This is a genomic window from Amycolatopsis sp. NPDC003676, from assembly GCF_053587275.1.
Window position 1 is genome coordinate 1 of the sequence record NZ_JBSFNS010000063.1, and the last position, 23,588, is coordinate 23,588.

Here is a 23,588-nt window from a genome sequence, read left to right on the forward strand (position 1 = left end):
GTCATCGAATCGGCGAGCTTGCCGCCGAAATCGTAGACGCCGACGGTGTCGAGATCCGTGGTGATTTCGTACGGCTTCGGTTCCGGCCGCCGCCGCGTCGCGAGCCTCGCCGGACCCGGCCTCCCTCCTCGCCGCGCTGAAGCGCCGGTCGTCGGTCCGCCGGCCCGTTCCCGCGTGCCGGTAAAGTTCGGCGGTGGCGCTGGGCAGGGAAAAAGGAGGCCGCGGTGACTGAGGTCGGCACAAGAGACGCCGAAGACTGGGAGGCGGACCGGATCGCGTTCTGCGCGGAACCGGCCGTCGAGGGCTGGGCCCGGTCCGGGGTCGCCGCCGAAGGACCGCTGGCGCAGCGGTTCGGCGCGCTCGCGGTGCACCTGCTCGGCGCGGGCTCCCTGCACGAAGCGATGGAGCGCGTGGTGTCCGCCGCGCTGCGGATCGTCCCGGAGGCGGACCTGGCCAGCATCACCCTGCGCTCGGCCGACGGCGGGTTCCACACGCCGGTCTGCACGGACGCGACCGCCGAGGAACTGGACCGCGTCCAGTACCAGACCGGCGAAGGACCGTGCCTGGAGGCCGCGCTGCAAGGCCGGCCTGGGTACGCGCTGGCCAACAACCTCCCGGACTCGGAGGCGTTCCCCGAATTCGGCAGGCGCGCCGGGGACTTCGGGTTCGGCTCCCTGCTGGCCTCGACCCTGCTGCCGGATCTCAAATCCGACCTGCCGCCCGGTGCGATCAACCTCTACAGCCGCCGGGCCGGGGCCTTCGACGACGCCGCCGTCGACAACGCGCTCGTGCTGGCTTCCCACGCGTCGCTCGCCCTCGCCGGATCGGCCGCGCACACCGCGGCCGCGCTCAAGGAAATCCATCTCAAGCGCGCCGTCGACAGCCGGGACCTGATCGGCCAGGCCAAGGGCATCCTGATGAACCGCCGCGGCATCTCGGCCGACGCGGCGTTCGACATCCTGCGCCGCACGTCCCAGGACCTCAACGTCAAACTGGTCGACCTCGCCCACACCGTGGCCGAGCGGCACCAGGAACTCGACGTCTGAACCCGGACGGGCCGCGTGAATTCCTCACGAACGGGTAGCCGGTGAGCAGAGTTGGTCTTCGGCGCGCAGGAGACCCGGCTCCAGGCTCCGCCGGTCAAGACCCGAAGCCGGCGGAGCCGCCTGGGCCGCTGCCCGGAAAACGAGGTTTGAGACGGCCGCGGGCGGGTATCCGGGGCTTTGGCTCTCCGGACGGCACCGTCCGCTAGACGAAAACGGGGTGAAGGACCGCTCGTGGCGGATCTGAAACGGGCGGACCTTTCCGCGGATGTCGTATCTAGGTGGAGTTCAGCACCCTGCCCTGTGCTGGTCACTGATGCCGACGGCACGGTCGTCGCGCTCAATGCCGCGGCCGAACGGCTGTTTCCTCAAGCTGCGCCGGGCGCGGTGCTCGCCGAAGCGATAGCCGGCTGGCCGGACGGCGGTATCGAAGGCGTACGCGGTGCCGAGGACAGCTGGGATCGCAGCTACGAGGTGCACCCGGTAACGCACGATGACGGAACGATCACCTGGTGGCTGACGGAGAACACCGACGCGCGCCTCGCCGAGACCGCCTTGCGCACCGAGCGGCGGCGGGCGCAGTTCCTCGCCGAGGCGTCGACCGCGTTGCTGGGGTCGCTGAATCTGCAGCGGTGCATGCAGGTCGCCGGAAAGCTGGCCGTGCAGCACCTCGCCGACGCGGCGCTCCTGATCACTCCGGCCGCACAGCACCGCGTTCCGGCGGTGCTCTGCGTTCGAGGCCGTGAACCCGAGCAGCTCGAACTCGCCGCCGAGCTGTCCGAGGTGCCCGGGCTCGCCGAGGCGCTGCAAGGGTTTCCGCCGGTCCCGTCGCGCTGGATCGACCCGGCGTCCGCGCCGGCGTGGCTGATCCCCCCGGGATTCGGCGACGTGGGCTCGATCGTGGTGACGCCCTTGCCCGGCCACGGCGTCCCGGCCGGGGCGCTGGTTCTCCTCCGAAAGGCCGAACGCGCGGCGTTCAGCGAGGACGAGGAGATCTTCGCCCGGTTGTTCGCGGCCCGGTCCGGAGTGGCGATGTCCGCCGCGCGGATGTTCGCCCAGCAGTCGTCGATCACCGAAACGCTGATGCGCGAACTGCTTCCGCCCGTGCTGCACGAGGTCGCGGGCGCGGAGCTCGCGGGACGGTATCGCGCCGCGCTCGACTCGGAACGGGTCGGCGGCGATTTCTACGACGTCTACCCGGCGGCGGGCGACAGCCCGGAATCGCTCGTGGTGCTGGGCGATGTGTGCGGCAAAGGCGTCGAAGCAGCGGTGCTCACCGGGAAGGTCCGCAACACGCTGCACGCCTTGCTGCCGCTGGCCTCGGACCACCATCGCGTGCTCAGCATGCTCAACGACGCCCTGCTCAGTTCCCACCACACCCGTTTCGTCACCCTCGCGCTCGCGTCGGTGTCGCCGCTGGCCACCGGTCTTCGGCTGCGGTTGACGTGCGCGGGGCACCTGCCGCCGCTGATCGTCCGCGCGAACGGGGAGGTCGAGGTGGTGGACACGGTCGGCACCGTGGTCGGCGTGCTGCCCGAGATCGACACGACCACGGTCGAAGTCACGCTCGCGCCCGGCGAGACGTGCCTGCTCTACACCGACGGCATCACCGAGGCGCGCGGCGGTCCGCTGGGCGATCAGATGTTCGGCGAGGAGCGCCTGCACGAGGCGCTGACCCGGTGCGCGGGCATGCCGGCGGAGGCGATCGCCGAGCACGTCCACATGCTCGCCGCCGAATGGGCTCGCGAACGCGATCACGACGACATGGCAGTCGTCGTGATCGCCGCGCCTCGCGGCCAGCACCTGTCGGCGGTCGGCGGCTCGAGCCGCGGCAGGTACACCGCCGCATGACCGCCTCGAGCAAGCCTCGCACCGACCCGTCGCTGTCCGTCGAGGACGTCGCCGCCCAGCTCTGGACCGCGGCCGCCGACGGCGACGAACACGCGGCGGGCGGCATCGCGCTCCGGGCCCTCGAGTCCGGAATGGACACCGAAACCGTCCTGCTCGACGTGATCGGCGCGGTGCAGCGGAAAGTCGGCGAGGAGTGGGCGGCCAACCGGCTGACCGTGACCCGGGAACATGCCGTCACCGCGATCAACGACCGGGTGGTCGCCGCCGTGAGCCTCGCCTCCGGCCCGTCGTCCGGTCCTCCGCTCGCCCGGGTGACCGTCGCCTGCGTGGACGGGGAATGGCACGCGCTGCCCGCCCGGCTGCTGGCCGAAGTGCTGCGGTCGCGCGGGTTCCGGGTCGACTACCTCGGCGCGCAGGTCCCGGCGTCGCACCTGATCGCCGACGTGCACCGCACCGGCCCGGACGCTGTCGCACTGTCCGGCTCGATCCCGACGCGGCTGCCCGCCGCGCACGCGACGATCACCGCGTGCCAAGCCGCCGGCGTCCCGGTCATCGCGGGCGGCGCCGCGTTCGGAACGGACGGCCGCTATGCCCGCCTGTTCGGCGCCGACGCCTGGGCGCCCGACGCTCGCGCCGCCGCCGACCTCCTCGCCGGGCAACCGCTGGGCGCGCCCCGCGGCGCGCACCAGGCCGTGGACGATCTGCCGCACCTGCTCGACCAGGAATACACCATGATCTCGCGAACCTCGCCCCAGCTGGTGAAGGCCGCGCTCGCCGGGCTGCGCGAACGGATCCCCGCGGTGGCCCGCTACAGCGAACTCCAGCTGCAGCACACCGTCGAGGATCTGGCGAGCATCGTCGACTACCTCAAGACGTCGGTCTACGTCGACGATCCCGAGCTGTTCACGGGTTTCCTGCGCTGGACCGCCGACATCCTCGCCGCCCGCGGCGTCCCGTCCGGCTATCTGACGCCCGCACTGGACGTCCTCGGCGCGGAACTGCGGGACTTCCCCCGGGCCCGCGCCACCCTCGACCGCGCGCAGGCCGAACTTCTCCGGCCCAACGACCATCTTGAAAGCCGCCCATGATGCCGCCGCACCCGCTCGCTTGCACGTGGAGCATGCCGCACCCAGGCATCGCGCGCCTGACCGTCACCGGCGAACTCGACTACGACAGCCAGCCCGCACTCATCGGCGCGACCCGGGAAATGCTGGCCGCGCAACCGGATTGCCGCACCGTCCGCCTCGACTGCGGCGGACTGTCCTTTTGCGACTCGTCGGGTCTGGCCGCCTTGCTCATGGTCGACCGGCTGGTCCGCTCAGCCGGCGCGGCGCTGCACCTGGACGACCGGTCGCCGGAATTCGACCGGCTGCTCCGGCGCACGAATCTCGTGGCCCATTTCACCGGGTCGGCCGCCGAAAACGCTCAGCGACACCGAGATCCCTGAGAAGCCGCACCGCTTGCCCCGCCTCAAGATGCCCTTGGCCCGGCCGATGACGTCCTGCGGGCGACGCACGATCGAACTGGGCGTGGCGCGCTACGGCCGTCTTCCGCGGAAGCGCGGCACGCTGGGCACTCGCGCGGCGCGTTTGCTCTCCCGTCCGGCCGGGTAGCCGGAGAACTCGGCAAGACTCCGCAGAATCTCCGAGGAAAGGCGCCATGGCTGCTGCAGCGCATTACGTCGAGGTCAACGCCCCAGCCCAGGCCTGCTACGACTGGTGGCGGCCCCTGACGCGGCTGCCGGAACTGTTCTCCGACGTCCGGTCGGTCGAGGCCGTGGACGGCGACGAGACGCGCACCCGCTGGAAGGTCGACGGACCGGCGGGGTCCACAGTGGAATGGGAGACCCGGATCGCCGAGGACGCGCCCCCGCGCACAATCGCCTGGACCACTGTGGACGACGCGGACCCGGACGTGCGCAACTCCGGCGTCGTCCGGTTCGACGACAAGGGCGACGGCCGCACCGGTGTCGAGATCTCCCTCGAGTACGAGCCTCCGGCGGGCAAACTGGGCGAAGCGGTCGCGTCGCTGCTGGCCGACCCGCAGAAGAAGGTCGAGCGGGCCGCGGAGCAGTTCCGGACCGTCATCGAAGCCCGCTGACCAAGCCGGCGCCCGGGCTCACAACAGGATCGGCACAGGAGTGACCGTGGCTTTTCTCAAGGGACACCCACGGCGTGCCCTTGTGGCGCGGGCGCTCCTCTTGGCGGCTTGGTGGGCTGTCTACACATTCGTGATCCGGCCCCTGCTGCCGGACGGGGACATCGTGGGCGTCGTCATCATCATCGTGCTGTCGTTGGGCATCTTGGCCGTGCCGATGGTCGCCGCGCGCCGCCGCCGATGACCGCCCGCGATGTCGCGGCCCATGACCTTCATGGCTTGCCGCAACGAAACCTGGGGAGAGCGAATCCATGTTCGAGGGTTTCACGACCGAGACGGTGGACGGCGCCGGTTGCCCCGTTTTCGTGCGGCACGCGGGAAGCGGCCCGCCGGTCCTGCTGTTGCACGGCCATCCCCGCACCTCGGCGACCTGGCATCGGGTCGCGCCTCAGTTGGCGGAACGCGGATTCACGGTCGTGTGCGCCGACCTCCCCGGATACGGCCGGTCCGGGAAGCCCGAACCCGCCGAGGACCACGAGCCGCACTCCAAACGGGCAAGCGCGCAACGGCTGCTGGCGGTGATGCGCGCGCTCGGCCACGAACAGTTCGCCGTCGTCGGGCACGACCGGGGCAGCTGCCTCGCCCTCCGCATGGCCCTCGACCGCCCGGACCGCGTGCTCCGGGCGGTGCTGGCCGACTGCCTTCCGATCAGCGAACACCTTGGCCGGATCACCCCGAAGTTCGCGACCGAGTGGTGGCACTGGTTCTTCTTCGCCCAGCCCGAAACCCCGGAGCGCGTGATCAACGCCGACCCCGACTCGTGGTACCGCGGCGACCCCGAAAAAATGGGCCGCGAAAACCACGCCGAATGGCGCGCGGCGACGCGGGACCCGGAAGTCGTCCGCGGCATGCTCGAGGACTACCGCGCCGGTCTCACCGTGGACTACCGCGACGAACTAGCCGACCGCGCCGCCGGCCGGAAGCTCAAGCAACCAGTGCTCGTCCTGTGGTCCCTGCGCGACGATCTGGAAGACCTCTACGGCGATCCCCTGCGCATCTGGCGGGAGTGGGCCGAGGACGTGCGCGGGCACGGCATCGACTCCGGTCACCACATGGCCGAACTGGCGCCCGACGCGGTCTCCGCTTCTGTCGCGGATTTCCTCGATCCGCTCAAAGCGACGTAAGACCGCGCGCGCAGTCCTGCCGACAGCGACAAATGAGGAGACGTTCGCCTGCTCGATCGCGCCCAGAATCATCCCGAACGACCCGACGACGAACAGCCAGCGGGAAGGGTTCCGGAATGTGCCGTCTGTTTGGTCTGTCCGCTGCCCCGCAGCGCGTGCACGCCACGTTCTGGCTGCTCGAAGCGCCCGACAGCCTCGCCGTCCAGAGCCGGCGCGAGCCCGACGGGACGGGGCTCGGCGTGTTCGACGCGGACGGCTCCCCGCAAGTGCGGAAACAGCCGTTCGCCGCCTACGAGGACGAGAAGTTCGCTTACGAGGCAAAGCATTGCGAATCGGCGACCTTCCTCGCCCGCATCCGCTACGCCTCGACCGGCGGCCTCGAACCGGCCAATACCCATCCCTTCGTCCAGCACGGACGCCTTTTCGCCCACAACGGCGTCATCGGTGACCTGCCCCGGTTGGAAGAACGGCTCGGCGACTGCCGGGACCTCGTCGAGGGCGACACCGACTCAGAACGGTTTTTCGCCCTCGTCACCAAGGAAACCGAAGCCCGCGGCGGCAACGTCAGCGCCGGGATCGCCGCCGCCGCACGCTGGGCCGCCGCCAATCTGCCCGTGTACGCGATCAACCTGATTCTCACCACGCCGACCGAACTGTGGGCACTGCGCTACCCGGACACGCACGATCTCTGGGTCCTGCAGCGCTGCCCCGGCGGGCCGCACGGTGACCGGCGGCTCGAACACGCCAGCGCCGCCGGGCGGATCCGGGCGCGCTCCAGCGGTCTCGCCGATCGTCGCGCCGTCGTCGTCGCCAGCGAACGGATGGACGACGACCCCGCCTGGCAGCACCTCCGGCCCGGCGAACTCCTGCACGTCGGCCCGGATCAGACCGCGACCCGCCGGATCGTGCTCGACCAGCCGCCCCGGCACCCGCTCACCCCCGACGACCTCGGGGCCCGCACCGGTGCGTCCCAGCAAGGCCGGTGACCCTGCCGCAACGGCTTCAGGCCGCTTCGTCGGCCAGGCTGCGAGTGAACGCGACCCGGTCCAGCCCAGGCCCGTCGTAGTCCAGCAGCACCTCGGAGACCTCGAACCCGAGCCTCGCGTGATAAGCGCGCGAAGCGGTGTTCTGCGGGCTCGTGATGCACTTGACCTTCCGCACCCCCGATTCCCGCACCCGGCCGAAGAACCACTCGTACAACGACCGGCCGATCCCCTGCCCGTGCAACTCCGGGTCGACGCCGACGAAGTGGATGTACGCGGTGTCCGGGTCGGTTTGCGAGACGAAGCCGATCAGGAACGCCGCGAGCGTCCCGTCCGGACGCTCGACCAGGCGGCTGGTCGTGGTGAAGTGCTGGAAGTACAGGCGCGGCACCAGCAACGCGCGCTCCTTCGCACCGGCTTCGCCCTTCAGCCCGCCCCACCACGGGCCCAGCGCGGCAAGCACGCGGGCGTGGTCGTCTTCGGTCGGCTGGCGGAAAGTCAGGTCGGCACTCATGCCCCGAGCCTCTCGTTTCCGCGCCCGCCAAGCAACCTAGTTACCGGCGCGGGTCGACGTGGATCTTCGGCGCCCCCGGCGGCCGCTCCCCGCCGAGCACCGCCGCGACCTCGCCCAGCCCGACCGTCGCCGCCACCAACGGCCGCGGATCGACCTCGCCGGACGCGTACGCGTCGATCGCCTGCGCCAATCCCGGCGACCCGCTCAGCACCCCGATCGCCGTAACGTCCTTCAACGCCAACGCCCGCGTGTCGAGCAGGCTCGGCCGCCCCGCGAGTCCGATGTAGACAACCCGCCCCGCCGGTTCGACCATCTCCGCGGCGAGGGCCGGAGCCGCGGGATCGCCCGTCGCGTCCACGACCGCGTCGAACGGCGGCTCCGGAATGCTCGTCCCAGCCGAGAAACCCAAGCCGCGCGCGAATTCCACCGACCACGGCGTCGCGCCCACGAGATGCACCTCGCTGCCCGCGGCCTGGAGGAACAGCGCGGTGAGCAACCCGATCGTCCCCGGCCCGAGAACCAGCACCCGCTCCCCCGCCGCCGCCCGCGCCGCGCGGCACGCGTTGCCGCCCGGTTCGACCAGCGCGCCCGCGACGGGATCCAGCGCGTCCGGCAGCTCGTGCAGCGATCGCACCGGCACGGCGAGACGTTCCGCCAATGCTCCCGCCCGGCCGCCTCGGATGCCGACCTCCTGCCGGTGCTCGCAGACGTGCTGGTGGCCGCCCCGGCAGCGTCGGCAGTCCCCACAGCCGAGCATCGTGTCGCCGGTGACGCGGCGGCCGACCCACGCAGGATGCACGCCGGGACCGGTCTCGGACACCGTGCCGCACCATTCGTGGCCGAGCCGCATCGGGTACCGCGCGTGGCCGTCGGCGAGGTACTGCATCTCGCCGGTGAAGAACTCGACGTCCGTGCCGCAGACTCCGGCCCGCTCCACGTCGACGACCACCTCGCCGACCCCGGCGACCGGCTCCGGCACCTCGGCCGGACCCGCCTCCCCCGGCCCGGTCACCACGAACGCCCGCATGGTCCCGATCGTAACGGCGTTCAGCCGGTCACGCGCTCGCGCAGGAAGGCCGCCGTCGCCGGATCGGCCGGGTAGAACGACTCGATCACCAGCTCCGCGACCGTCACGTCCAACGGAGTCCCGAAAGTCGCCACCGTGCTGAAGAACGTCAGCTCCAGATCCCCCTGCCGGTACCGCAGCGGCACGAAAATGTCGCCCGGCCCAGGGACCTCGACCTCCGGGACCTCGTCATCGCACGGATACCCGCGCAGCTCCTCCAGCAACTCCGCCAGCCCGGCATCCGCGGTCTGCTCCACCTGACGCCGCAACCGTCCCAGCAGATGCCCCCGCCACTCCCCCAGATTGAGCACCCGCGGCGCCATCCCGTCCGGGTGCAGCGTCGCACGGAGGACGTTCACCGGCCCGGTCAGCAGGTCCGGTGCGATGCCTTCGGTGAGCACCCCAAGACTCAGGTTGGCGTCGACGAGGTTCCAGCCGCGGTCGACCACCGCCGCCGGATACGGGTCGTGTCCGGCCAGCAGCCGCCGAACGGCTTCGCGGATCACGGTCATCTCCGGCGCCCCGATGTCGGACTCGCCGTACGCCGGTGCGTAGCCCGCAGCCAGCAGCAGGCGGTTCCGTTCGCGCAGCGGGATGTCGAGGTGCTCGCCCAGCCGCAGCACCATGTCCCGGCTCGGCTTGGACCTTCCGGTCTCCACGAAGCTCAGGTGGCGCGTCGAGATGTCCGCCGAGATCGCGAGGTCGAGCTGGCTGATGCGGCGGCGGTCGCGCCATTCCCGGAGCAGTTCGCCGACCGGGGCCTTCACCGTAGTCGTCACCCGGCCGACGCTACGGCCTCGCCGGCCGGGAGACCATTACCCCCGAGGTAACGGCGCGTGCACCACCAGCGCCTCGCCGAGCGGTTTGCGGTCGAGGTCGGGCACCTCGCAGTCCGGCGCGGGATAGCCGACCGGGAACAGGATGTACGGCCGTTCGGTGACCGGGCGTTCGAAGACCTCGTTGAGGAAGCCCATCGGGTTCGGGGTGTGGGTGAGCGTCGCGAGGCCCATGGTGTGCAGCGCGGTGATGAACATGCCGCACGCGATGCCGACGCTCTCGTTGACGTAGTAGTTCTTCCGCAGCGAACCGTCCGGCAGCGGCGTGCTCTTCTGCGCGAACGCGACCACCAGCCACGGCGCGACCTCGAGGAACTCCTTGTGCTCGTCGGTTTCGAGCCGGGCGAGCGCCGCGTGCCAGTCCGGCGCGTTGCGCTCCCGGTAGAACTTCCGCTCCTCGACCTCGGCCGCCTCGCGCACCGCGCGTTTCACCTCCGGGTCCGCGGTCGCGACGAACGTCCACGGCTGGTGGTGCGCCCCGCTCGGCGCGGTGTTCGCGATCCGCACCGCGGTCTCGATCGCCTCGAGCGGCACCGGGTCCGGGGAGAACCAGCGGACCGACCGGCGCCGGTCGAGCAGCCGGTACAGCTCCCGCCCGCGCGCGAGGCTTTCCTCCGGGGACAGCCGAGGCGGCACGTACGGGACGAACGGGTGCTGGTGCCGGGTCATGCTCCGACCCTGCCGCGCCGGCGGTCATCGGTCCAGTTCACATTTCTGGTGAAGGACATAAGCTGACCTCATGTCTCCCTCGTTGCGCCAGCTCGAGTATCTGGTCGCGGTCGCCGACACCGGCGGACTCACCGCGGCGGCGGACAGCTGTCACGTGTCGCAGTCCGCGGTGTCGCTGGCGATCGCTTCGCTGGAACGGACTTTGGGCGTGCAGCTCATCCTGCGCGGCCCCGGCCGGACGACCGCGCTGACCGACGCCGGCCGCCAGGTCGTCGGCGAGGCCCGCGCGGTGCTCACGTCGGTCGCCGAGCTGGGCACGACCGCCCGCGACTACGGCCAAGATCTCGCCGGACGCCTGAATTTCGGCTGCTACACGCCCCTCGCGCCGCTGCACGTGCCCGCCGCGCTGGCGACCTTCCGGACCCAGCATCCGGAAGTCGACGTCACGTTCGTCGAGGGCACTCTCCCGGACCTGCAGCACCTCCTGCTGGAGGGCCGCTGCGACCTGGCCGTGCTGTACCGGCAAGACCTCGTGCCGGGGATCGCGGTGGACAAGCTGTACGACCAGCCGCCGAGCGTGCTCCTCCCGCCGGACCATCCCCTGGCGCGCCGCAAGACGGTTTCGTTGCGCGCCTTGGCGGACGAGCCGTTCATCCTGCTGGACGTACCGCCGTCGGAACGCTATTTCCGCGACGTCTTCGCCTCCGTCGGCCTGCCCATGCCGGTCGCGCACCGCACGACGAGCTTCGAACTCGCGCGGGCGTTGGTGGCCCGAGGGCTCGGCTACACGCTGTCGGTGCAGCGCCCGCCGTTGGAGCTTTCCGTTGAAGGCACGCCCTTCGCGGTACGTCCATTGCGTGAGCGAGTCCCGACGACGCCCGTCGTCCTGGCCCGCGCGGAGGGCGCTCGCTTGACCCGCCGCGCCGAAACGTTCCGCACCTTCTGCCGAGAGTTCTTCAGCTCTGGAGCGTAAGGCTGCGCGGCTCGCGGCCGAGCAGCTCGGCCAGCACCGGACTCGTCTCCGCGAAATGACCTCGGCGGGCCGCCTGGAACATCGAGAGCTTCATCCGCCCGATCTCCTCAGGTTCGCCTGCGATCCACTCGTCGTCGTCCACGACCACGCGTTTCACCTCGCGCCCGGAGACCCGCGAGGCGATCTCAGCCACGTCGTCGAACGTCACCGCCTGCCGCGCGGTCAACGTCACCGGACCGTCGAACACACTGTCACCGGCCAGAATCACCGCCGCCGCTTCGGCAGCATCCGCCCGGTCCGTCCAGGAGACCGCGCCGTCCGCTGGTGCCGAGATCACTCCGGTCTCCCGCCAGTTCCCGAGCAGCCAACCGATGCTGTGCGCATAGAACCCGTTGCGCAGCGCCGTCCACGAGACCCCGGACTCGGCGAGAATCCGTTCGGTCGCGGCATGCTCCGGACCCGGAGGGAATGGAGTGTCCATTCGGGAATTCTGGTGGCTGGTGTACAGAATCCGTTGCGCCCCAGCCGCTGCCGCCGCCTCGATGCCCGCTCGATGCAAGCTGACCCCGTCCGCATGCGGATCATTCGAAGAGACGAGCAGCACCTTTTCGGCTCCTTCAAAGGAATGCCGCAACGCCGCCCGGTCCTCATAGGAACCCTGCCGCACTCGCACACCCCGGTCGGCGAAATGCTGTGCCTTGGCGACATCCCGGACGCTGACGCCGACCTCCTCCGCCGGGACCAGTTTGAGAAGGTGCTCCACCGTCGCCCCGTTGAGCGCGCCAGTTGCTCCGGTGATGATGATCATGTCCGAACTCCCCTCAATGCTTTCGCAGCAACGGCAGCAGAATGTCGTCCACGAGATGCCGCACGAACCGGTCGTCGCACTGCTCTCCGGCGAAGACGATCCGGTGCACGATCACCGCGGGCGCGACCTCGGCGAACAATGCGGCCGCACCAGGAGCCAGTTCTTCGCCCGGCAGCCGATCCGCCATCGCCGCTTGGTCCCGGCGCAGGATCCGGCGCATCTCGTCGGCGAGCCGGACATCGCCGCGCATGCCCGCGAACAGCGCGCCCAGCAAGCCGATCTCCTGCTCCTCGATCTCGCGCGCCAGCCACCCCACGACGGCCAGCAGGTTCTCCCGCAATCCCCCGGCGACGGGTTCGGGCGGAGCGGAGCCTTGCCGCTGCTCCACCGCCGCCGCGACGAGGGCCGCTTTGTCGCGGTACCGCCGGTAAATCGTCGTCTTGGCCACGCCCGCCCGCGCCGCGATCGCCTCGATGGACAGCTGGTCGTAGCCGACCTCAGTCAGCACCGCCAGGGCGGCCTCGTGAATCGCGACGTCCCGCCGGGCATCGCGCGGCCTGCCCACGACTGGCGAATCCGACACGCCCATCCCACTTTCGATACGATACTGTTTCGTATCGAAAGTACGCCGTATCCGAGGCGCGCGTCAACTGGGCCACGGCAAGACAGTCAGTGCGGGCCATTGTTGTTGCCACCGCCGGGCTTTCGCCTCGTAACTGCTCCGCGGCGCGTGCCCGGGATTCGGCCGCACGACGAGGTTGAACAGGTCGGCGAACCCGTGCGGCGCGTAGACCTGCCACTCCCCTTCGCTGTCCAGCCGAATCCCGAGACACGGCGTCGTGGACGGAAAGGAGTCGCCGAAGCGGTCCTCGTACCAGAGATGCACCCGCGCCTCGTTGCGGATTTCCACCGTGATCGGGAGATCCCCGAACCTCCGCGCGCCCTCCTCGATGACCGAGTTCTCCGCTTCCCAGCTGAGATCCGAATCGTCGAAGTAGAACAGTTGCGGGTCACGATCTCGCGGAATTTCCCCAGTTGCCGGTCGATCGGCAGACGGCCGTAATCCATGCCCCGGTTCAGCACGGCGAACCGATTACCTCCCGCGTAATCGACCAGCCGCCGCCGTTCGGACAAGCTTGGCCCTACCGAAACCGGGAGACCGAAAACCCGGACGACACAAGGAGAATCCCGCGATGACCACCACCGCACCGACCGCAGCCGACGTCGCCCGCCGCTACCTCGACGTCTGGAACGAGACCGACCCGCAGCGGCGGCGCCAGCTCGTCTCGGAGGTCTTCGCGCCGGGCGCGACCTACACCGATCCGCTCGGCGCGGTCGCCGGACAGGACGAGATCGACGGATTCATCGGCGGCGCGCAGGCGCAGTTCGCCGGACTCGTCTTCAGCCTGCCCGCGGAGCCGGACGCGCACCACGATCTCGCGCGGTTCCAGTGGTATCTGTCGGCCCCGGGCAACCCCGAGCCGATCGCGATCGGGTTCGACGTCATCGAGATCGCCGACGGCCGGATCGCCAAGGTGCACGGGTTCCTGGACAAGATTCCGGGCTGACCGACCGAAAACGCCGAGATGTGGTCTTGACCACATCCACGAGGTTCAGACCACCCGGGAGGTCTGAACCTCGACCGGCGCGCACGCGAGAAGGCCCTCCCCACTCTGTCCGTACCCCGAGGGGCGCCTGAGAGTTTCACCCGCGTGGATACGCGGGCTTGCACCGTCGGCGGCACCGGCTGGTGGTCTCCTGCCGATGCGCTTTCCAGAGGCGTCTCGTCCGCGCGGTCCAGGGTGCCTGAGAGGTTCCGGGGAGGACTTGCTCCTTCGGCGCCGTACCGGGGATGCCGGTCCGGTCTCTCCCGCGCGGGATCGTCGATCGCGCGCCCAGTCTAGCGCGGAGGAAGATCAGCCGGTGCGGCGGGCGTTGCGGCGCTGGGTCAGCTCGTCCGGCACGACGGCCTCGACCAGACCGCCGTCGGCGCGCTCGGCCGGGAACTCGTGGATCGTGCCGCTGATCTCCTGCATCGCCCCGCTGACCGCGATGCCGAACACGCCCTGGCCGCCCTGGAGCAGATCCACGATCTCCTCCGGCGAGGTGCATTCGTACACCGTGGTGCCGTCGGAGAACAGCGTGACCTTCGCCAGGTCGCGCACCCCGCGCACGCGCAGGTGGTCCACCGCGACGCGGATGTTCTGCAGCGAGACCCCGGTGTCCAGCAGGCGTTTCACGACCTTGAGGACCAGGATGTCCTTGAACGAGTACAGCCGCTGCGACCCCGAACCGTGCGCCGTCCGGATGCTGGGCGCGACCAGCTTCGTGCGCGCCCAGTAGTCCAGCTGGCGATAGGTGATCCCGGCGATCTGGCAGGCCGCGGGACCGCGGTAGCCGACCAGTTCGTCGGGCAGCGAGGCGTCGGGGAACAGCTCGCCCTGCTCGCCGTCGGCGACAGGTCCGGCAGGTATCTCCGGACGACCAGCCTCGACCACCGCAAGCCTCCCCTCGCCCGGCCTCGCGGCAGGGCGTTCGACAGGCCGGTCGAGCCCAGGATCGGGATCGGCCGGGGAAAACTGCCACGAGCGCGCCGGGTCGGCGAATCACATCGTGGCGATTTACCGCCTTTGACGGTAAGGCTGCGCCGCGAGCCGGTCAACGCGACGCGCGGCGGACCTCAAGGCCGTGTCGAGGCTTTGGCCCGTTCGCCGTACGGGATTGCCATTTTTTACTCGGTCGAGTAACTTGTTACTCATGCAAGTAAACATCGACACGCAAGCCGAACTCGGCCTCAGCGTCACCGAGGCCACCACCCGGGCGCAGATCATCGGCGCGACCATCGCCACGATCGCCGACCACGGGTACGCGCGCACCACCTTCGCGCGCATCAAGGAGCGGGCCGGCCTCAGCAGCACCCGGCTGATCTCGTACCACTTCACGAACAAGGCCGGCCTCATGCAGGCGGTGCTGAGCACGGTGTCCGAGACCAAATCGGAATACCTGCGCCGGCGCAGCGAGGGTCTCGACCCGGCGGACCGGCCGGCGAACCTGCGCGCCTACATCGAAACCTCGGTCGCGTTCCTGCGCGACTACCCGCAATGCGAGCGGGTGCTGGTCGAGATGGCCGCGCACGCCGACGACCGCGACGGCTGGGCGATGACCGGCGTCATGGTCGGGCAATTGCGCACCGGCGCGTTGCAGCGGCAACTGGACCAGGGCCGCAAGGAGGGGGCGTTCGGCGACATCTCGCCGGAGATCGTGGCGCTGTCGATCGCGCAGGCCGTCGACGGGGTCGCGGCCGCCTACGCCGCGAATCCGGAGATCGACCTGGACCGCTACGGCCGGGAGCTGGCGGACCTGTTCGCGCGCGCCACCGCACGCTGAGCTCGTGCCCGGCGGGAAACCACCGGGCGGGGGCGATCAGGTGTCGGCGCCGCGGAAGTCTTCCGGGGAGACGGAGTCGAGGAACTCGCGGAACTTCTCGACCTCGTCCTCCTGCTCGTCCGGGATGATCAGGCCGGCTTCTTCGAGCACCGCGTCGACCGCGTGGATCGGGACGCCGATCCGCAGCGCCAGCGCGACCGAATCGCTCGGGCGGGCCGACACGCGGATGTCGCCGTCGAAGACCAGTTCGGCGAAGAACGTGCCTTCTTTGAGGTCGGTGATGACGACCTGCTCGAGCTCGCGGCCGAGCGCGCCGATGACCTCTTTGAGCAGATCGTGGGTGAGCGGCCGGGCGGGCCGGACCCCTTGCTGTTCCAGGGCGATCGCGGTGGCTTCGACCGAGCCGATCCAGATCGGCAGGTACCGCTCGCCCTCGGTCTCCCGCAGCAACAAGATCGGCTGATTGGCGGGCAGTTCGACCCGCACTCCGACGACGCGCATCTCGCTCATCGGGCTTCGCCTCCCTCTCGTGCACACGGGCCGCAGCGCTGGCGACGGCTGACGACCGTTGTCTCCGACGCTACCCGTCATCCGGGCGCTGTGCTCGCTCGCAGCGGACATTCTCGGTTCGTGGTCTCGCGAACCGTCTCTCACGGTACGGCATCCCGGCGCTGAGGTTCAGTCATTGACAAGTGACGAAAACCGCGTCTCGGGCATAGACGTCAATCGCCGGCGACGCCGCGGATGCCGGCCTTGACGAGCAAGGTGTGCAGCGTGACCGACAGCGCGGCCAGTTCGCGCACCACCTCGTCCGCGCGGGCTTTCGCGTCCGCGTCACGATGCCGGTACGCGGGGGTCACGATCTGCTCCAGCAGGCCGACCTCGCGGTCGGCGGCGGCGCGGAACGCTCGCAGGTGCCGCGGCTCCAGCCCGAATTCGGTCATCGCCTTGACCGTGCGGGCGATCAGCACCGATTCCGGGCCGAAAAAACCCGCCGCGCCTGGGCGCAGCAGGCCGTACTGGCACAGCTCGGCCAGCGTCGCGTCGTCGATTCCCGCTTGCTCCAGCAGGTCTTCCTGGGTGAGCCGGGTGTCCGGCCCGGTCTCGAAGTCCGCCGCCGCGGGCAGTCCGGCGGGATCGCTCCCGTCGCCGAGCGGAACGAGCCGCCGCGGCAGCTGGGGGGCCGCCGGGACCGGCGCGGGCGGCTGTGCGCCCGCGTCGGCCGCGTCGAGCTGCTCCTTGATGACCTTGAGCGGGAGATAGTGGTCGCGCTGCGCGGACAGCACGTACCGCAGGCGTTCCACGTCCGCCGGCGAGAACTGCCGGTACCCCGAAGGCGTGCGGCCCGGGCGGACCAGGCCTTCCGCCTCGAGGAAGCGGATCTTGGAAATCGTGACATCGGGGAAGTCCCCGCGCAGCTGCGCGAGCACCGCCCCGATGCTCAACCCGTCCCGCCGGGCCTCCTGACGACCGGGCTGCCCGGCCGCCGTCACTGCGCCCCCTGGCCCCCGTGCCCCGGGCCGGTCAGGAAGACCAGGCGGAACTTGCCGATCTGCACCTCGTCGCCGCCGGCGAGAACGGCCTGGTCGACCGGCTCGCGGTTGACGTAGGTGCCGTTCAGGCTGCCGACGTCGATCACGACGAACTCCCCGCCCTCGCGCCGGAATTCCGCGTGGCGGCGGGAAACCGTGACGTCGTCGAGGAAGATGTCGCTGTCGGGGTGCCGTCCCGCGCTGGTGGTGTCGCGGTCGAGCAGGAAGCGGGAGCCCGCGTTGGGCCCGCGCTTCACGACCAGGAGGGCGGAACCCGGCGGCAGGGCGTCGACGCCCTGCACCGGTGCCTCGGCGGCCGGCGCGGACTCCTGCTGGCCTTCCATGTCGGCCAGGAAATCGGCCCGGAAGACAGAGGTCCGCTCCGGAGACTGCTCCGGGGGAACGCCGGGCCCGTCGTTCGTGCTCACCTGAGCTCTCCTCTACGCATGAAATGTTGCCATCGACCAAGAACGTGTAGCTGTCAACGTACCGTGCCCGACCGGCCCGGAACCCTCGGGCTCCCCTTGAGGCTCCGGCGCCGGGCCGAGCGGCTCAGCCCTTGATCAGAGCCTGGTACGCCTCGGCCTCGAGCAGCGCCTCGAGACCGGCCGGGTCGTCGAGCCGGATCTCCACGAGCCAGCCCTCGCCGTAGGGGTCGGAGTTGACGAGCTCGGGCGAATCGGCGACCGCGGAGTTCACCGCCACGATCTCGCCGTCGACCGGCGCGAACAGCTCGGAGACGCTCTTCGTGGACTCGACCTCGCCGAAGGCGTCCCCCGCGCCGACCTGCTTGCCGACCTCGGGCAGGTCGACGAACACGACGTCGCCGAGCTGGTCCTGCGCGTATTCGGTGATCCCCACCCGCACGAGCGAACCCTCGCGGGTCGCGACCCACTCGTGCTCCTCGGTGTAGCGCAGTTCTTCCGGAGTGGTCAACGCCGCTCCCCTTCCTGGTGCTGGCTTTCCTGACCGCAATCTTCCATCACCGGGTCCGCAGCGCGCGAGCCGCCTGCACGACGTAAAGCGCGCCGGACCAGACATACAGGACGCCGCCCCACACCATGAACGCGTACGCGATCGGCCGCGCGACCGCGGCGACGTCCGAGCCGCCTTGCGTGAGCAGCAGGAACGGGAAGGCGTACATGAGGACGAAGGTGGCGCCCTTGCCGATGTAGGTGACCTCCGGCGGCGCGAACCCGCCCCGGCGCAGCAGCATCACGCAGACGCCGAGCACCAGCTCGCGCAGCACCAGCGGGACGACGACCCACCACGGGATGATGTCGCGGATGAGGAAGGCGACGAGCGTGGCGAGGATGTAGAGCCGGTCCGCGGCGGGGTCGAGCAGTTGGCCGAGCCGCGACATCTGGTCCAGCCAGCGGGCGAGCTTGCCGTCGAGCCAGTCGGTGAGCGCGGAGAAGATCAGCAGGGCCAGCGCCCAGCCGTCCTCCTTCGGGCCGAGCAGCAGCCAGAGGAACACCGGGACGCCCGCCAGCCGCAGCAGCGACAGCAGGTTGGGAACGGTGAGCGCCTGCCGCCACAGGGAGGGCTCGGTCTTGGGCTCGTCGGGGACCGTGGTCACGCGGCCAGCCTAGAGCGGCCGGGATCGCGGCGTTTGTCCTGGCGGGGTGAACGGCGGGACCGGGGTTGTGCTGCGGCGGTGTCCTGGCGGGGTGGACGACGGGGCCGGGGTTGCGCTGCGGCGGCGTCCTGGCGGGACGGACGACGGAGCCGGGGTTGCGCTGCGGCGGCCGTCCGAGCCGCGCTGGCGGCCGACGGGTGGAAGCCCAGCGCGAACTGTTCCGCGATACGGAAAGCGTTGTTCCGCCCCGGGACCTCTTGCGGGACTCTGTCCGCGGATCCGGCGGAGCCGGTGCGCGGCTGGAACGATTCCGCTCACGGCGCGGGCGAATCGGTGCGGCGCCGGGGAATCCGGGCGGATCCGCCGGGTCGCGTCCGGGACCCCTCCCCGGCTCCGGACGCGATCCGGCGGAAGCGTCAGCGCGAGCGGCGGCGGCTGGCCGCGCGGCGGTGGCTCCATCCGCGGCGCCGCAATTGCGCGGTGCTCAGCGTTTCCGGACGGCCGCGGCCGTCGGTGCCCACCCAGCGCGGGCGCACGGCGCCGGCTTCGAGGACGTAAGGGCGGCCGCCGCACCACACCACGCTGCAGGGTTCGGTCGGCGGATCGGTCGGGGCGTCGGTCTCGGCTGCGGGGGCGGCTTCGGTGCTCATGCTCTCGGTGACTCGTGCTCTCTGGCGTCGGGCTTCGGGGACCTGGAACGCGCGGGGCGCCTGCCCTCTACGTCGGCGCGGGACCGCCGAGCGTTAACCGCCTCGGTCCGGATTCCTCCGAACGATGCGCCCCGGCGATGCGGATTTCCCGGTCCGGAACCGGAAACCAACCGTCCACAGTAGACTCGACGACGCCCGCTCCGGTGTGTCGGTGCCGCTCAGCGAGGCGCGAGGGGCCAGAATGGGCGCGACCCCGGCGAAAGGATCGCGGTGCTCCCGTCGAAAACCGTGTACGGGCCGCTGTGCGCGGCTGTGGTGGTTTTGCCCGCGCTCACCGCCTGTTCGGGGGATCAAGCGCCACCGGCGGCCGCCCCGTCGGCGCCCTCCGCGATCGCCTCGGCCGCGCCGAGCACGCACGCTCCCCCGCCGCTTCCGGAGACCGGCGGCGCGAGCAGCCCGCCGGCCGCGCCCAGCAGCACCGCGGCCGCGCCGAAGCCGTCGAAACAGGCTCCGCCGGTCAATCCAGGCACGTGCGGCACCGTCACCGCGGCGAGCGGGATGACGTTGTACGTCTACGACAACAAAGCCATCCCGTGCGCGGACGCGATGGCGCTGGTCAAGAAGTTCCACCAGGCGATCAACGGCCGCCAGGCCGCAGGCTCGAACAACCCGGTCAACGCGACCGTCGACGGCTGGCTGTGCGTTTCCGGCCCGCCCGCCGCGCAGGGCGGCACGACGTGCAGCAAGGGCGAGCAGACCGTGCTGGCGGCGGTGGTACCGGCCGAATAGGACCGGTACCACCGCCGCGGCTCAGGACTTGAGGTCCGGGAAGTCGTCCTCGCGGAACTCGCCCTCCGGCCGTTCGCCGCCTTCGCGGCCGCGCAGTTCGACCCGGCGGATCTTGCCCGAGATGGTCTTCGGCAGTTCCCCGAACTCCAGCCGCCGGATCCGCTTGTACGGCGCGAGGTGCTCCCGCGCGTACGCGAGGATCTCCCGCGCGGTCTCGGCGTCCGGCTCGTGCCCGGAGGCGAGCACGACGTACGCCTTCGGCACCGCCAGCCGGATCGGATCCGGCGCGGGCACCACGGCCGCCTCGGCGACCGCTTCGTGCTCCAGCAGGACGCTCTCCAGCTCGAACGGCGAGATCCGGTAGTCCGACGCCTTGAAGACGTCGTCGGTGCGGCCGACGTAGGTGATGTAGCCGCGCTCGTCGACCGAGCCGACGTCTCCGGTGTGGTAGTAGCCACCTGCAAACGCAGCCGACGTGCGCTCGTCGTCGTCCGCGTAGCCCGCCATCAGGCCGACCGGCCGGTGCGCGAGGTCGAGGCAGATCTCGCCCTCGGTCGCGCGCTTGCCGGTGACCGGGTCGACCAGCGCGACCGCGAACCCGGGCAGCGGACGGCCCATCGAACCGGCCACGACGTCCTGGCCCGGGGTGTTCGCGACCTGGACGCTGGTTTCGGTCTGCCCGAAACCGTCCCGGATCGTGACGCCCCATGCCTTCTCGACCTGCTCGATCACCTCGGGGTTGAGCGGCTCCCCCGCGCCGACGACCTTCTTCGGCGGCGTCCGCAGCGCGGTGAGGTCGGCCTGGATCAGCATCCGCCACACCGTCGGCGGCGCGCAGAAGCTGGTGATGCCGCAGCGGTCCATCTGCGCCATCAGCGCGGCCGCGTCGAACCGAGCGTAGTTGTACAGGAACACCGTCGCTTCGGCGTTCCACGGCGCGAAGAAGTTGCTCCACGCGTGCTTGGCCCAGCCCGGCGACGAGATGTTGAGGTGGACGTCGCCCGGCTCCAGCCCGATCCAGTACATTGTGGACAGATGGCCGACCGGATACGAGACGTGCGTGTGCTGCACCAGTTTCGGCTTCGCGGTGGTGCCCGAGGTGAAGTACAGCAGCAGCGGGTCCTCGGCGCGGGCGACCCCGTCCGGGGTGAATTCGGCCGACGACGCGTACGCGGTTTCGAAGGCGTGCCAACCGGAAACCGGTTCGCCGACCGCGATGCGCGTGTAGTCGCCCGCGACGTCGGCGAACTTCTCCGCGTCGATGTCGCGCACGATCACGTGCTTCGCATTGCCGCGCTCGACGCGGTCCACCAGGTCGGCCGGTCCGAGCAGCGTGGACGCCGGGATGACGACGGCCCCCAGCTTGATCGCCGCGAGGATGGTTTCCCACAGCTCGCCCTGGTTGCCGAGCATGACGATCACCCGGTCGCCGCGCGAGACGCCGAGGCCGCGCAGCCAGTTCGCGACCTGGTTGGACCGGGCCGACATCTCCGGGAACGTCCAGCGGTTCTCGGTGCCGTCCTCTTCCACGATCCACAGCGCGTACCGCTGCGCGTTCGCCGGATCCGCCGCGATGGCGTCGAACCAGTCCGTGGCCCAGTTGAACTCGTCCAGCTGCGGCCACGCGAACTCGCGATAGGCAGTTTCGTAGTCCTCGCGATGGGTCTGCAGATAGTCCCGCGCCGCGCGGAATGCCTGGTAGCCGGTGACCTCAGCGCCGTTGCTCACGTCGTACTCCTCGTGCTCGCTTTCCCGTGCCTGTTTTACTCGCCCTTGAACTCCGGCGCTCGTCGCTCCATAAAGGCCTGGACGGCTTCCTGGAGGTCCTTGCTCGGCAGGAACGCGGAGTTCCACGCGGCGACGTAGCGCAGGCCCTCGGCGACCTGGCGTTCGGTGTTGGCCGACAGGACCTGCTTGGTGCCCTGGACGACCAGCGGCGGGTTGGCGGCGATCTCGGCGGCCAGCTCGCGGGCCTTGGCCAGCAGCGTCTCCTGATCCGGGTACACGTCGTTGACCAGGCCGATCTTCTCCGCGCGGGCGGCGTCGACGTCCTTGCCGGTGAGGGCGAGTTCGCGGACGTGGCCCTCGCCGATGATCGGCGCGAGGCGCTGCAGGCTGCCGATGTCGGCGACGATCGCGACCTTCACCTCGCGGACGCTGAACTTGGCGTCCTCGCTGGCCAGGCGGATGTCGGCGGCGGTGACGACGTCCACGCCGCCGCCGATGCACCAGCCGGACACCGCGGCGACCACCGGCTTGCGGCATTCGGCGATCGAACTGACCGCCTGCTGCAGCCGCTGGACCTCGCGGTGGAACTCGGTGCGCGGCCCGGCGAGCGCGTCGCCGGCCAGCAGCGGGGCCCAGCCGCCCATCATCGCGGGCAGGTCGAGGCCGTAGGAGAAGTGCTTGCCGCTTCCGGCGAGGACCACGGCGCGCACCCGCGGGTCGGCGTCGAGGGCGGCGAACACCAGCGGCAGCTCGCGCCAGAAGTCGGGGCCCATCGCGTTGCCCTTGCCCGGGCCGAGCAGGGTCACCTCGGCGACCGCGCCGTCGAGGTCGACGCGGAGGGAGGCGAGTTCGGGCAGGGCGGCTACTGGTTCGGTCATGCGGCCATCTTTACTCATCCCGGCCACCCCAGCTCATCCGGTTGACACTGTGCCAACGGCGCTGCGGGATGCTTTCCTGGAGACCCGAGGTGGAGAGGGAGGCGCCCGTATGGATCCGGCACCCGTGCCCGTCGCCGACGCCCCGCCGGCGGAACCCGCGGCGGCCCGCAAGGCTCGGCCGATCGAGCTGTCCGGCTCGTTCCGGCACGAGGGCCAGCGCCTGTGCTACACCGAATACGGCAGCGGCGACCGCGTCGTGGTGCTCATGCACGGGATCATGTTCACCCGGCGGATGCACGCGCCGCTGGCCCGGCGGCTCGCCCGCGCCGGGTTCCGCGTGGTCACGCTCGACCTGCTCGGCCACGGCGATTCCGACCGGCCGACGCAGTCGTGGCGCTATTCGATGCCCGCGTTCGGCGAGCAGGCCGTCGCATTGCTCGACCATCTGGAGATCGAGGACGCGGTGGTCGGCGGGACCTCGCTGGGCGCGAACGTGGCACTGGAGGTGGCCGTCGCCGCCCCGTCGCGGGCGCGCGGGCTGGTGGTCGAGATGCCGGTGCTGGACAACGCGATCGTCGCCGGGCTGCTGACATTCGCGCCGCTGTTGTTCGCCGCGCGATTCCTGCCCGCGACGGTGCGCGGGGTCGCGCTGGCCGCGCACTTGGTACCGCACGGGAACCAGTGGGTCGACGTCATCACGGACACGCTGAGCCAGGACCCGGCGCCGATGGCGGCCCTGCTGCACGGCGTGCTGTTCGGCCGGATCGCGCCGCCGAAGTCGATCCGGGGCACGATCACGACGCCGGCGCTGGTGATCGGCCACGAGGGCGACCCGATCCACCCGTTCGGCGACGCGGGCAGCCTGGCCGACGACCTGCCGAACGCCGAATTCGTGCAGGCACGCAGCCCGGTCGAGCTGCGGTTCGACCCGAAACGGCTCAGCGCGGCGATCCGGGACTTCGCCTTCCGCCGCTACCCCGTCTGATCCTGCCCGTCTCGACGGTCCGTGAAGGGCCCTTGA

At 70.6% G+C, this 23,588-nt stretch carries 30 protein-coding genes and 1 riboswitch; of the genes, 13 read left to right on the forward strand and 17 right to left on the reverse strand.

What is annotated here, in order from left to right:
• Window positions 1–224: 224 nt before the first annotated feature.
• The 8 genes from ACWDNU_RS29145 to ACWDNU_RS29180 all read left to right on the forward strand — a co-directional run bounded on the left by ACWDNU_RS29145 (window position 225) and on the right by ACWDNU_RS29180 (window position 7,161).
• Window positions 225–1,046: a GAF and ANTAR domain-containing protein gene (locus ACWDNU_RS29145; RefSeq protein WP_449671252.1), complete on the forward strand. Its 822-nt coding sequence runs from the start codon at window positions 225–227 to the stop codon at window positions 1,044–1,046.
• A 300-nt stretch (window positions 1,047–1,346) separates the two neighbouring features.
• On the forward strand, window positions 1,347–2,894 hold the full coding sequence (locus tag ACWDNU_RS29150) for a PP2C family protein-serine/threonine phosphatase (RefSeq protein ID WP_449671253.1): 1,548 nt from the start codon (window positions 1,347–1,349) through the stop codon (window positions 2,892–2,894).
• On the forward strand, window positions 2,891–3,982 hold the full coding sequence (locus ACWDNU_RS29155) for a cobalamin B12-binding domain-containing protein (RefSeq protein ID WP_449671254.1): 1,092 nt from the start codon (window positions 2,891–2,893) through the stop codon (window positions 3,980–3,982). Before ACWDNU_RS29150 ends, ACWDNU_RS29155 begins: the two co-directional genes overlap by 4 nt.
• Before the next feature lie 32 nt (window positions 3,983–4,014).
• Window positions 4,015–4,341, forward strand: coding sequence for an STAS domain-containing protein (locus tag ACWDNU_RS29160; protein ID WP_370936833.1), 327 nt, complete (start codon window positions 4,015–4,017; stop codon window positions 4,339–4,341).
• Between the two features lie 212 nt (window positions 4,342–4,553).
• Window positions 4,554–4,994 carry an SRPBCC family protein gene (locus tag ACWDNU_RS29165; RefSeq protein WP_449671255.1) on the forward strand — a complete coding sequence of 147 codons (441 nt, stop codon included), beginning with the start codon at window positions 4,554–4,556 and terminating at the stop codon, window positions 4,992–4,994.
• Window positions 4,995–5,040: 46 nt separating this feature from the next.
• Complete coding sequence (locus ACWDNU_RS29170; protein WP_449671256.1) at window positions 5,041–5,235, forward strand: hypothetical protein; 195 nt, start codon at window positions 5,041–5,043, stop codon at window positions 5,233–5,235.
• A 67-nt stretch (window positions 5,236–5,302) separates the two neighbouring features.
• Window positions 5,303–6,175 carry an alpha/beta fold hydrolase gene (locus tag ACWDNU_RS29175; protein WP_449671257.1) on the forward strand — a complete coding sequence of 291 codons (873 nt, stop codon included), beginning with the start codon at window positions 5,303–5,305 and terminating at the stop codon, window positions 6,173–6,175.
• A 116-nt stretch (window positions 6,176–6,291) separates the two neighbouring features.
• The gene (locus ACWDNU_RS29180) at window positions 6,292–7,161 is read left to right on the forward strand and encodes a class II glutamine amidotransferase (protein WP_449671258.1); all 870 of its coding nucleotides are present in this window, start codon (window positions 6,292–6,294) and stop codon (window positions 7,159–7,161) included.
• Between the two features lie 16 nt (window positions 7,162–7,177).
• Here ACWDNU_RS29180 and ACWDNU_RS29185 read toward each other — a convergent pair whose 3' ends face one another.
• Genes ACWDNU_RS29185 through ACWDNU_RS29200 form a run of 4 tightly spaced genes read right to left on the reverse strand, consistent with a single transcriptional unit; the run spans window position 7,178 to window position 10,243 of the window.
• A complete protein-coding gene (locus ACWDNU_RS29185; protein ID WP_449671259.1) occupies window positions 7,178–7,672 on the reverse strand; it encodes a GNAT family N-acetyltransferase in 495 nt (164 codons plus the stop codon).
• A gap of 40 nt (window positions 7,673–7,712) precedes the next feature.
• Window positions 7,713–8,699, reverse strand: coding sequence for a zinc-dependent alcohol dehydrogenase (locus ACWDNU_RS29190; protein WP_449671260.1), 987 nt, complete (start codon window positions 8,697–8,699; stop codon window positions 7,713–7,715).
• 20 nt (window positions 8,700–8,719) lie between these two features.
• Window positions 8,720–9,517, reverse strand: coding sequence for a helix-turn-helix domain-containing protein (locus tag ACWDNU_RS29195; RefSeq protein ID WP_449671261.1), 798 nt, complete (start codon window positions 9,515–9,517; stop codon window positions 8,720–8,722).
• 36 nt (window positions 9,518–9,553) lie between these two features.
• Entirely contained in the window at window positions 9,554–10,243 is a 690-nt protein-coding gene (locus ACWDNU_RS29200) for a nitroreductase family protein (protein ID WP_449671262.1), read from the reverse strand.
• A 70-nt stretch (window positions 10,244–10,313) separates the two neighbouring features.
• Here ACWDNU_RS29200 and ACWDNU_RS29205 point away from each other — a divergent pair, with 70 nt between their 5' ends.
• Window positions 10,314–11,216, forward strand: coding sequence for a LysR family transcriptional regulator (locus ACWDNU_RS29205; RefSeq protein WP_449671263.1), 903 nt, complete (start codon window positions 10,314–10,316; stop codon window positions 11,214–11,216).
• On the opposite strand, the gene ACWDNU_RS29210 is transcribed toward ACWDNU_RS29205, so the two are convergent.
• From ACWDNU_RS29210 to ACWDNU_RS29220, 3 genes are read right to left on the reverse strand one after another with little or no spacing between them, the layout of a single operon-like run.
• Window positions 11,200–12,024, reverse strand: a complete 825-nt coding sequence (locus ACWDNU_RS29210) for an NmrA family NAD(P)-binding protein (protein ID WP_449671264.1) — start codon at window positions 12,022–12,024, stop codon at window positions 11,200–11,202. The two genes, ACWDNU_RS29205 and ACWDNU_RS29210, sit on opposite strands and share 17 nt — an antisense overlap.
• A 13-nt stretch (window positions 12,025–12,037) precedes the next feature.
• Entirely contained in the window at window positions 12,038–12,613 is a 576-nt protein-coding gene (locus ACWDNU_RS29215) for a TetR/AcrR family transcriptional regulator (protein WP_370936821.1), read from the reverse strand.
• A gap of 57 nt (window positions 12,614–12,670) precedes the next feature.
• Window positions 12,671–13,051 (reverse strand): nucleotidyltransferase family protein, encoded by a 381-nt coding sequence (locus ACWDNU_RS29220; RefSeq protein WP_449671289.1) that lies wholly within the window; start codon window positions 13,049–13,051, stop codon window positions 12,671–12,673.
• 166 nt (window positions 13,052–13,217) lie between these two features.
• Between ACWDNU_RS29220 and ACWDNU_RS29225 the strand changes: the two genes are divergently transcribed.
• Window positions 13,218–13,592: a nuclear transport factor 2 family protein gene (locus ACWDNU_RS29225; protein ID WP_449671265.1), complete on the forward strand. Its 375-nt coding sequence runs from the start codon at window positions 13,218–13,220 to the stop codon at window positions 13,590–13,592.
• 215 nt (window positions 13,593–13,807) lie between these two features.
• A riboswitch (glycine riboswitch) is annotated at window positions 13,808–13,907 on the reverse strand.
• Between the two features lie 33 nt (window positions 13,908–13,940).
• On the opposite strand, the gene ACWDNU_RS29230 is transcribed toward ACWDNU_RS29225, so the two are convergent.
• Window positions 13,941–14,522: a MerR family transcriptional regulator gene (locus tag ACWDNU_RS29230; RefSeq protein WP_009078853.1), complete on the reverse strand. Its 582-nt coding sequence runs from the start codon at window positions 14,520–14,522 to the stop codon at window positions 13,941–13,943.
• 259 nt (window positions 14,523–14,781) lie between these two features.
• On the opposite strand from ACWDNU_RS29230, the gene ACWDNU_RS29235 reads away from it, so the two are divergent.
• Window positions 14,782–15,411 carry a TetR/AcrR family transcriptional regulator gene (locus ACWDNU_RS29235; RefSeq protein ID WP_449671266.1) on the forward strand — a complete coding sequence of 210 codons (630 nt, stop codon included), beginning with the start codon at window positions 14,782–14,784 and terminating at the stop codon, window positions 15,409–15,411.
• A gap of 36 nt (window positions 15,412–15,447) precedes the next feature.
• Here the strand turns inward: ACWDNU_RS29235 and ACWDNU_RS29240 are convergent, their stop codons facing one another.
• The 7 genes from ACWDNU_RS29240 to ACWDNU_RS29270 all read right to left on the reverse strand — a co-directional run bounded on the left by ACWDNU_RS29240 (window position 15,448) and on the right by ACWDNU_RS29270 (window position 19,702).
• Entirely contained in the window at window positions 15,448–15,921 is a 474-nt protein-coding gene (locus tag ACWDNU_RS29240) for a bifunctional nuclease family protein (protein WP_009078856.1), read from the reverse strand.
• 212 nt (window positions 15,922–16,133) lie between these two features.
• Window positions 16,134–16,904, reverse strand: a complete 771-nt coding sequence (gene ftsR, locus ACWDNU_RS29245; RefSeq protein WP_449671267.1) for a transcriptional regulator FtsR — start codon at window positions 16,902–16,904, stop codon at window positions 16,134–16,136.
• The gene (gene garA, locus ACWDNU_RS29250; RefSeq protein ID WP_009078859.1) at window positions 16,901–17,371 is read right to left on the reverse strand and encodes a glycogen accumulation regulator GarA; all 471 of its coding nucleotides are present in this window, start codon (window positions 17,369–17,371) and stop codon (window positions 16,901–16,903) included. Before garA ends, ftsR begins: the two co-directional genes overlap by 4 nt.
• Window positions 17,372–17,495: 124 nt before the next feature.
• A complete protein-coding gene (gene gcvH, locus ACWDNU_RS29255) occupies window positions 17,496–17,879 on the reverse strand; it encodes a glycine cleavage system protein GcvH (protein ID WP_037805718.1) in 384 nt (127 codons plus the stop codon).
• Window positions 17,880–17,925: 46 nt separating this feature from the next.
• Window positions 17,926–18,522, reverse strand: a complete 597-nt coding sequence (locus ACWDNU_RS29260; RefSeq protein WP_370936817.1) for a CDP-alcohol phosphatidyltransferase family protein — start codon at window positions 18,520–18,522, stop codon at window positions 17,926–17,928.
• 416 nt (window positions 18,523–18,938) lie between these two features.
• Entirely contained in the window at window positions 18,939–19,172 is a 234-nt protein-coding gene (locus tag ACWDNU_RS29265) for a hypothetical protein (RefSeq protein WP_370936816.1), read from the reverse strand.
• A 350-nt stretch (window positions 19,173–19,522) separates the two neighbouring features.
• Window positions 19,523–19,702: a hypothetical protein gene (locus ACWDNU_RS29270; protein ID WP_449671268.1), complete on the reverse strand. Its 180-nt coding sequence runs from the start codon at window positions 19,700–19,702 to the stop codon at window positions 19,523–19,525.
• 28 nt (window positions 19,703–19,730) lie between these two features.
• Between ACWDNU_RS29270 and ACWDNU_RS29275 the strand changes: the two genes are divergently transcribed.
• Window positions 19,731–19,961, forward strand: coding sequence for a hypothetical protein (locus ACWDNU_RS29275; protein ID WP_037714276.1), 231 nt, complete (start codon window positions 19,731–19,733; stop codon window positions 19,959–19,961).
• Window positions 19,962–19,982: 21 nt separating this feature from the next.
• Here ACWDNU_RS29275 and ACWDNU_RS29280 read toward each other — a convergent pair whose 3' ends face one another.
• The gene (locus ACWDNU_RS29280; RefSeq protein ID WP_449671269.1) at window positions 19,983–21,689 is read right to left on the reverse strand and encodes an AMP-binding protein; all 1,707 of its coding nucleotides are present in this window, start codon (window positions 21,687–21,689) and stop codon (window positions 19,983–19,985) included.
• A gap of 35 nt (window positions 21,690–21,724) precedes the next feature.
• A complete protein-coding gene (locus ACWDNU_RS29285; protein ID WP_449671270.1) occupies window positions 21,725–22,567 on the reverse strand; it encodes a crotonase/enoyl-CoA hydratase family protein in 843 nt (280 codons plus the stop codon).
• A 109-nt stretch (window positions 22,568–22,676) separates the two neighbouring features.
• On the opposite strand from ACWDNU_RS29285, the gene ACWDNU_RS29290 reads away from it, so the two are divergent.
• Window positions 22,677–23,552: an alpha/beta fold hydrolase gene (locus tag ACWDNU_RS29290; protein WP_449671271.1), complete on the forward strand. Its 876-nt coding sequence runs from the start codon at window positions 22,677–22,679 to the stop codon at window positions 23,550–23,552.
• Window positions 23,553–23,588: the final 36 nt, after the last annotated feature.

What these genes read in the sequence shown, in the direction of transcription:
- ACWDNU_RS29165 (WP_449671255.1), top strand. Translation starts at nt 4,554, where the DNA reads ATGGCTGCTGCAGCGCATTACGTCGAGGTCAACGCCCCAGCCCAGGCC.
- ACWDNU_RS29175 (WP_449671257.1), top strand. Translation starts at nt 5,303, where the DNA reads ATGTTCGAGGGTTTCACGACCGAGACGGTGGACGGCGCCGGTTGCCCC.
- ACWDNU_RS29225 (WP_449671265.1), top strand. Translation starts at nt 13,218, where the DNA reads ATGACCACCACCGCACCGACCGCAGCCGACGTCGCCCGCCGCTACCTC.
- ACWDNU_RS29275 (WP_037714276.1), top strand. Translation starts at nt 19,731, where the DNA reads ATGACGTTGTACGTCTACGACAACAAAGCCATCCCGTGCGCGGACGCG.
- ACWDNU_RS29200 (WP_449671262.1), bottom strand. Translation starts at nt 10,243, where the DNA reads ATGACCCGGCACCAGCACCCGTTCGTCCCGTACGTGCCGCCTCGGCTG.
- ACWDNU_RS29215 (WP_370936821.1), bottom strand. Translation starts at nt 12,613, where the DNA reads ATGGGCGTGTCGGATTCGCCAGTCGTGGGCAGGCCGCGCGATGCCCGG.
- ACWDNU_RS29190 (WP_449671260.1), bottom strand. Translation starts at nt 8,699, where the DNA reads ATGCGGGCGTTCGTGGTGACCGGGCCGGGGGAGGCGGGTCCGGCCGAG.
- ACWDNU_RS29160 (WP_370936833.1), top strand. Translation starts at nt 4,015, where the DNA reads ATGCCGCACCCAGGCATCGCGCGCCTGACCGTCACCGGCGAACTCGAC.
- ACWDNU_RS29235 (WP_449671266.1), top strand. Translation starts at nt 14,782, where the DNA reads ATGCAAGTAAACATCGACACGCAAGCCGAACTCGGCCTCAGCGTCACC.
- ACWDNU_RS29265 (WP_370936816.1), bottom strand. Translation starts at nt 19,172, where the DNA reads ATGAGCACCGAAGCCGCCCCCGCAGCCGAGACCGACGCCCCGACCGAT.
- ACWDNU_RS29155 (WP_449671254.1), top strand. Translation starts at nt 2,891, where the DNA reads ATGACCGCCTCGAGCAAGCCTCGCACCGACCCGTCGCTGTCCGTCGAG.
- ACWDNU_RS29210 (WP_449671264.1), bottom strand. Translation starts at nt 12,024, where the DNA reads ATGATCATCATCACCGGAGCAACTGGCGCGCTCAACGGGGCGACGGTG.
- ACWDNU_RS29240 (WP_009078856.1), bottom strand. Translation starts at nt 15,921, where the DNA reads ATGAGCGAGATGCGCGTCGTCGGAGTGCGGGTCGAACTGCCCGCCAAT.
- ACWDNU_RS29185 (WP_449671259.1), bottom strand. Translation starts at nt 7,672, where the DNA reads ATGAGTGCCGACCTGACTTTCCGCCAGCCGACCGAAGACGACCACGCC.
- ACWDNU_RS29205 (WP_449671263.1), top strand. Translation starts at nt 10,314, where the DNA reads ATGTCTCCCTCGTTGCGCCAGCTCGAGTATCTGGTCGCGGTCGCCGAC.
- ACWDNU_RS29285 (WP_449671270.1), bottom strand. Translation starts at nt 22,567, where the DNA reads ATGACCGAACCAGTAGCCGCCCTGCCCGAACTCGCCTCCCTCCGCGTC.
- ACWDNU_RS29180 (WP_449671258.1), top strand. Translation starts at nt 6,292, where the DNA reads ATGTGCCGTCTGTTTGGTCTGTCCGCTGCCCCGCAGCGCGTGCACGCC.
- ACWDNU_RS29290 (WP_449671271.1), top strand. Translation starts at nt 22,677, where the DNA reads ATGGATCCGGCACCCGTGCCCGTCGCCGACGCCCCGCCGGCGGAACCC.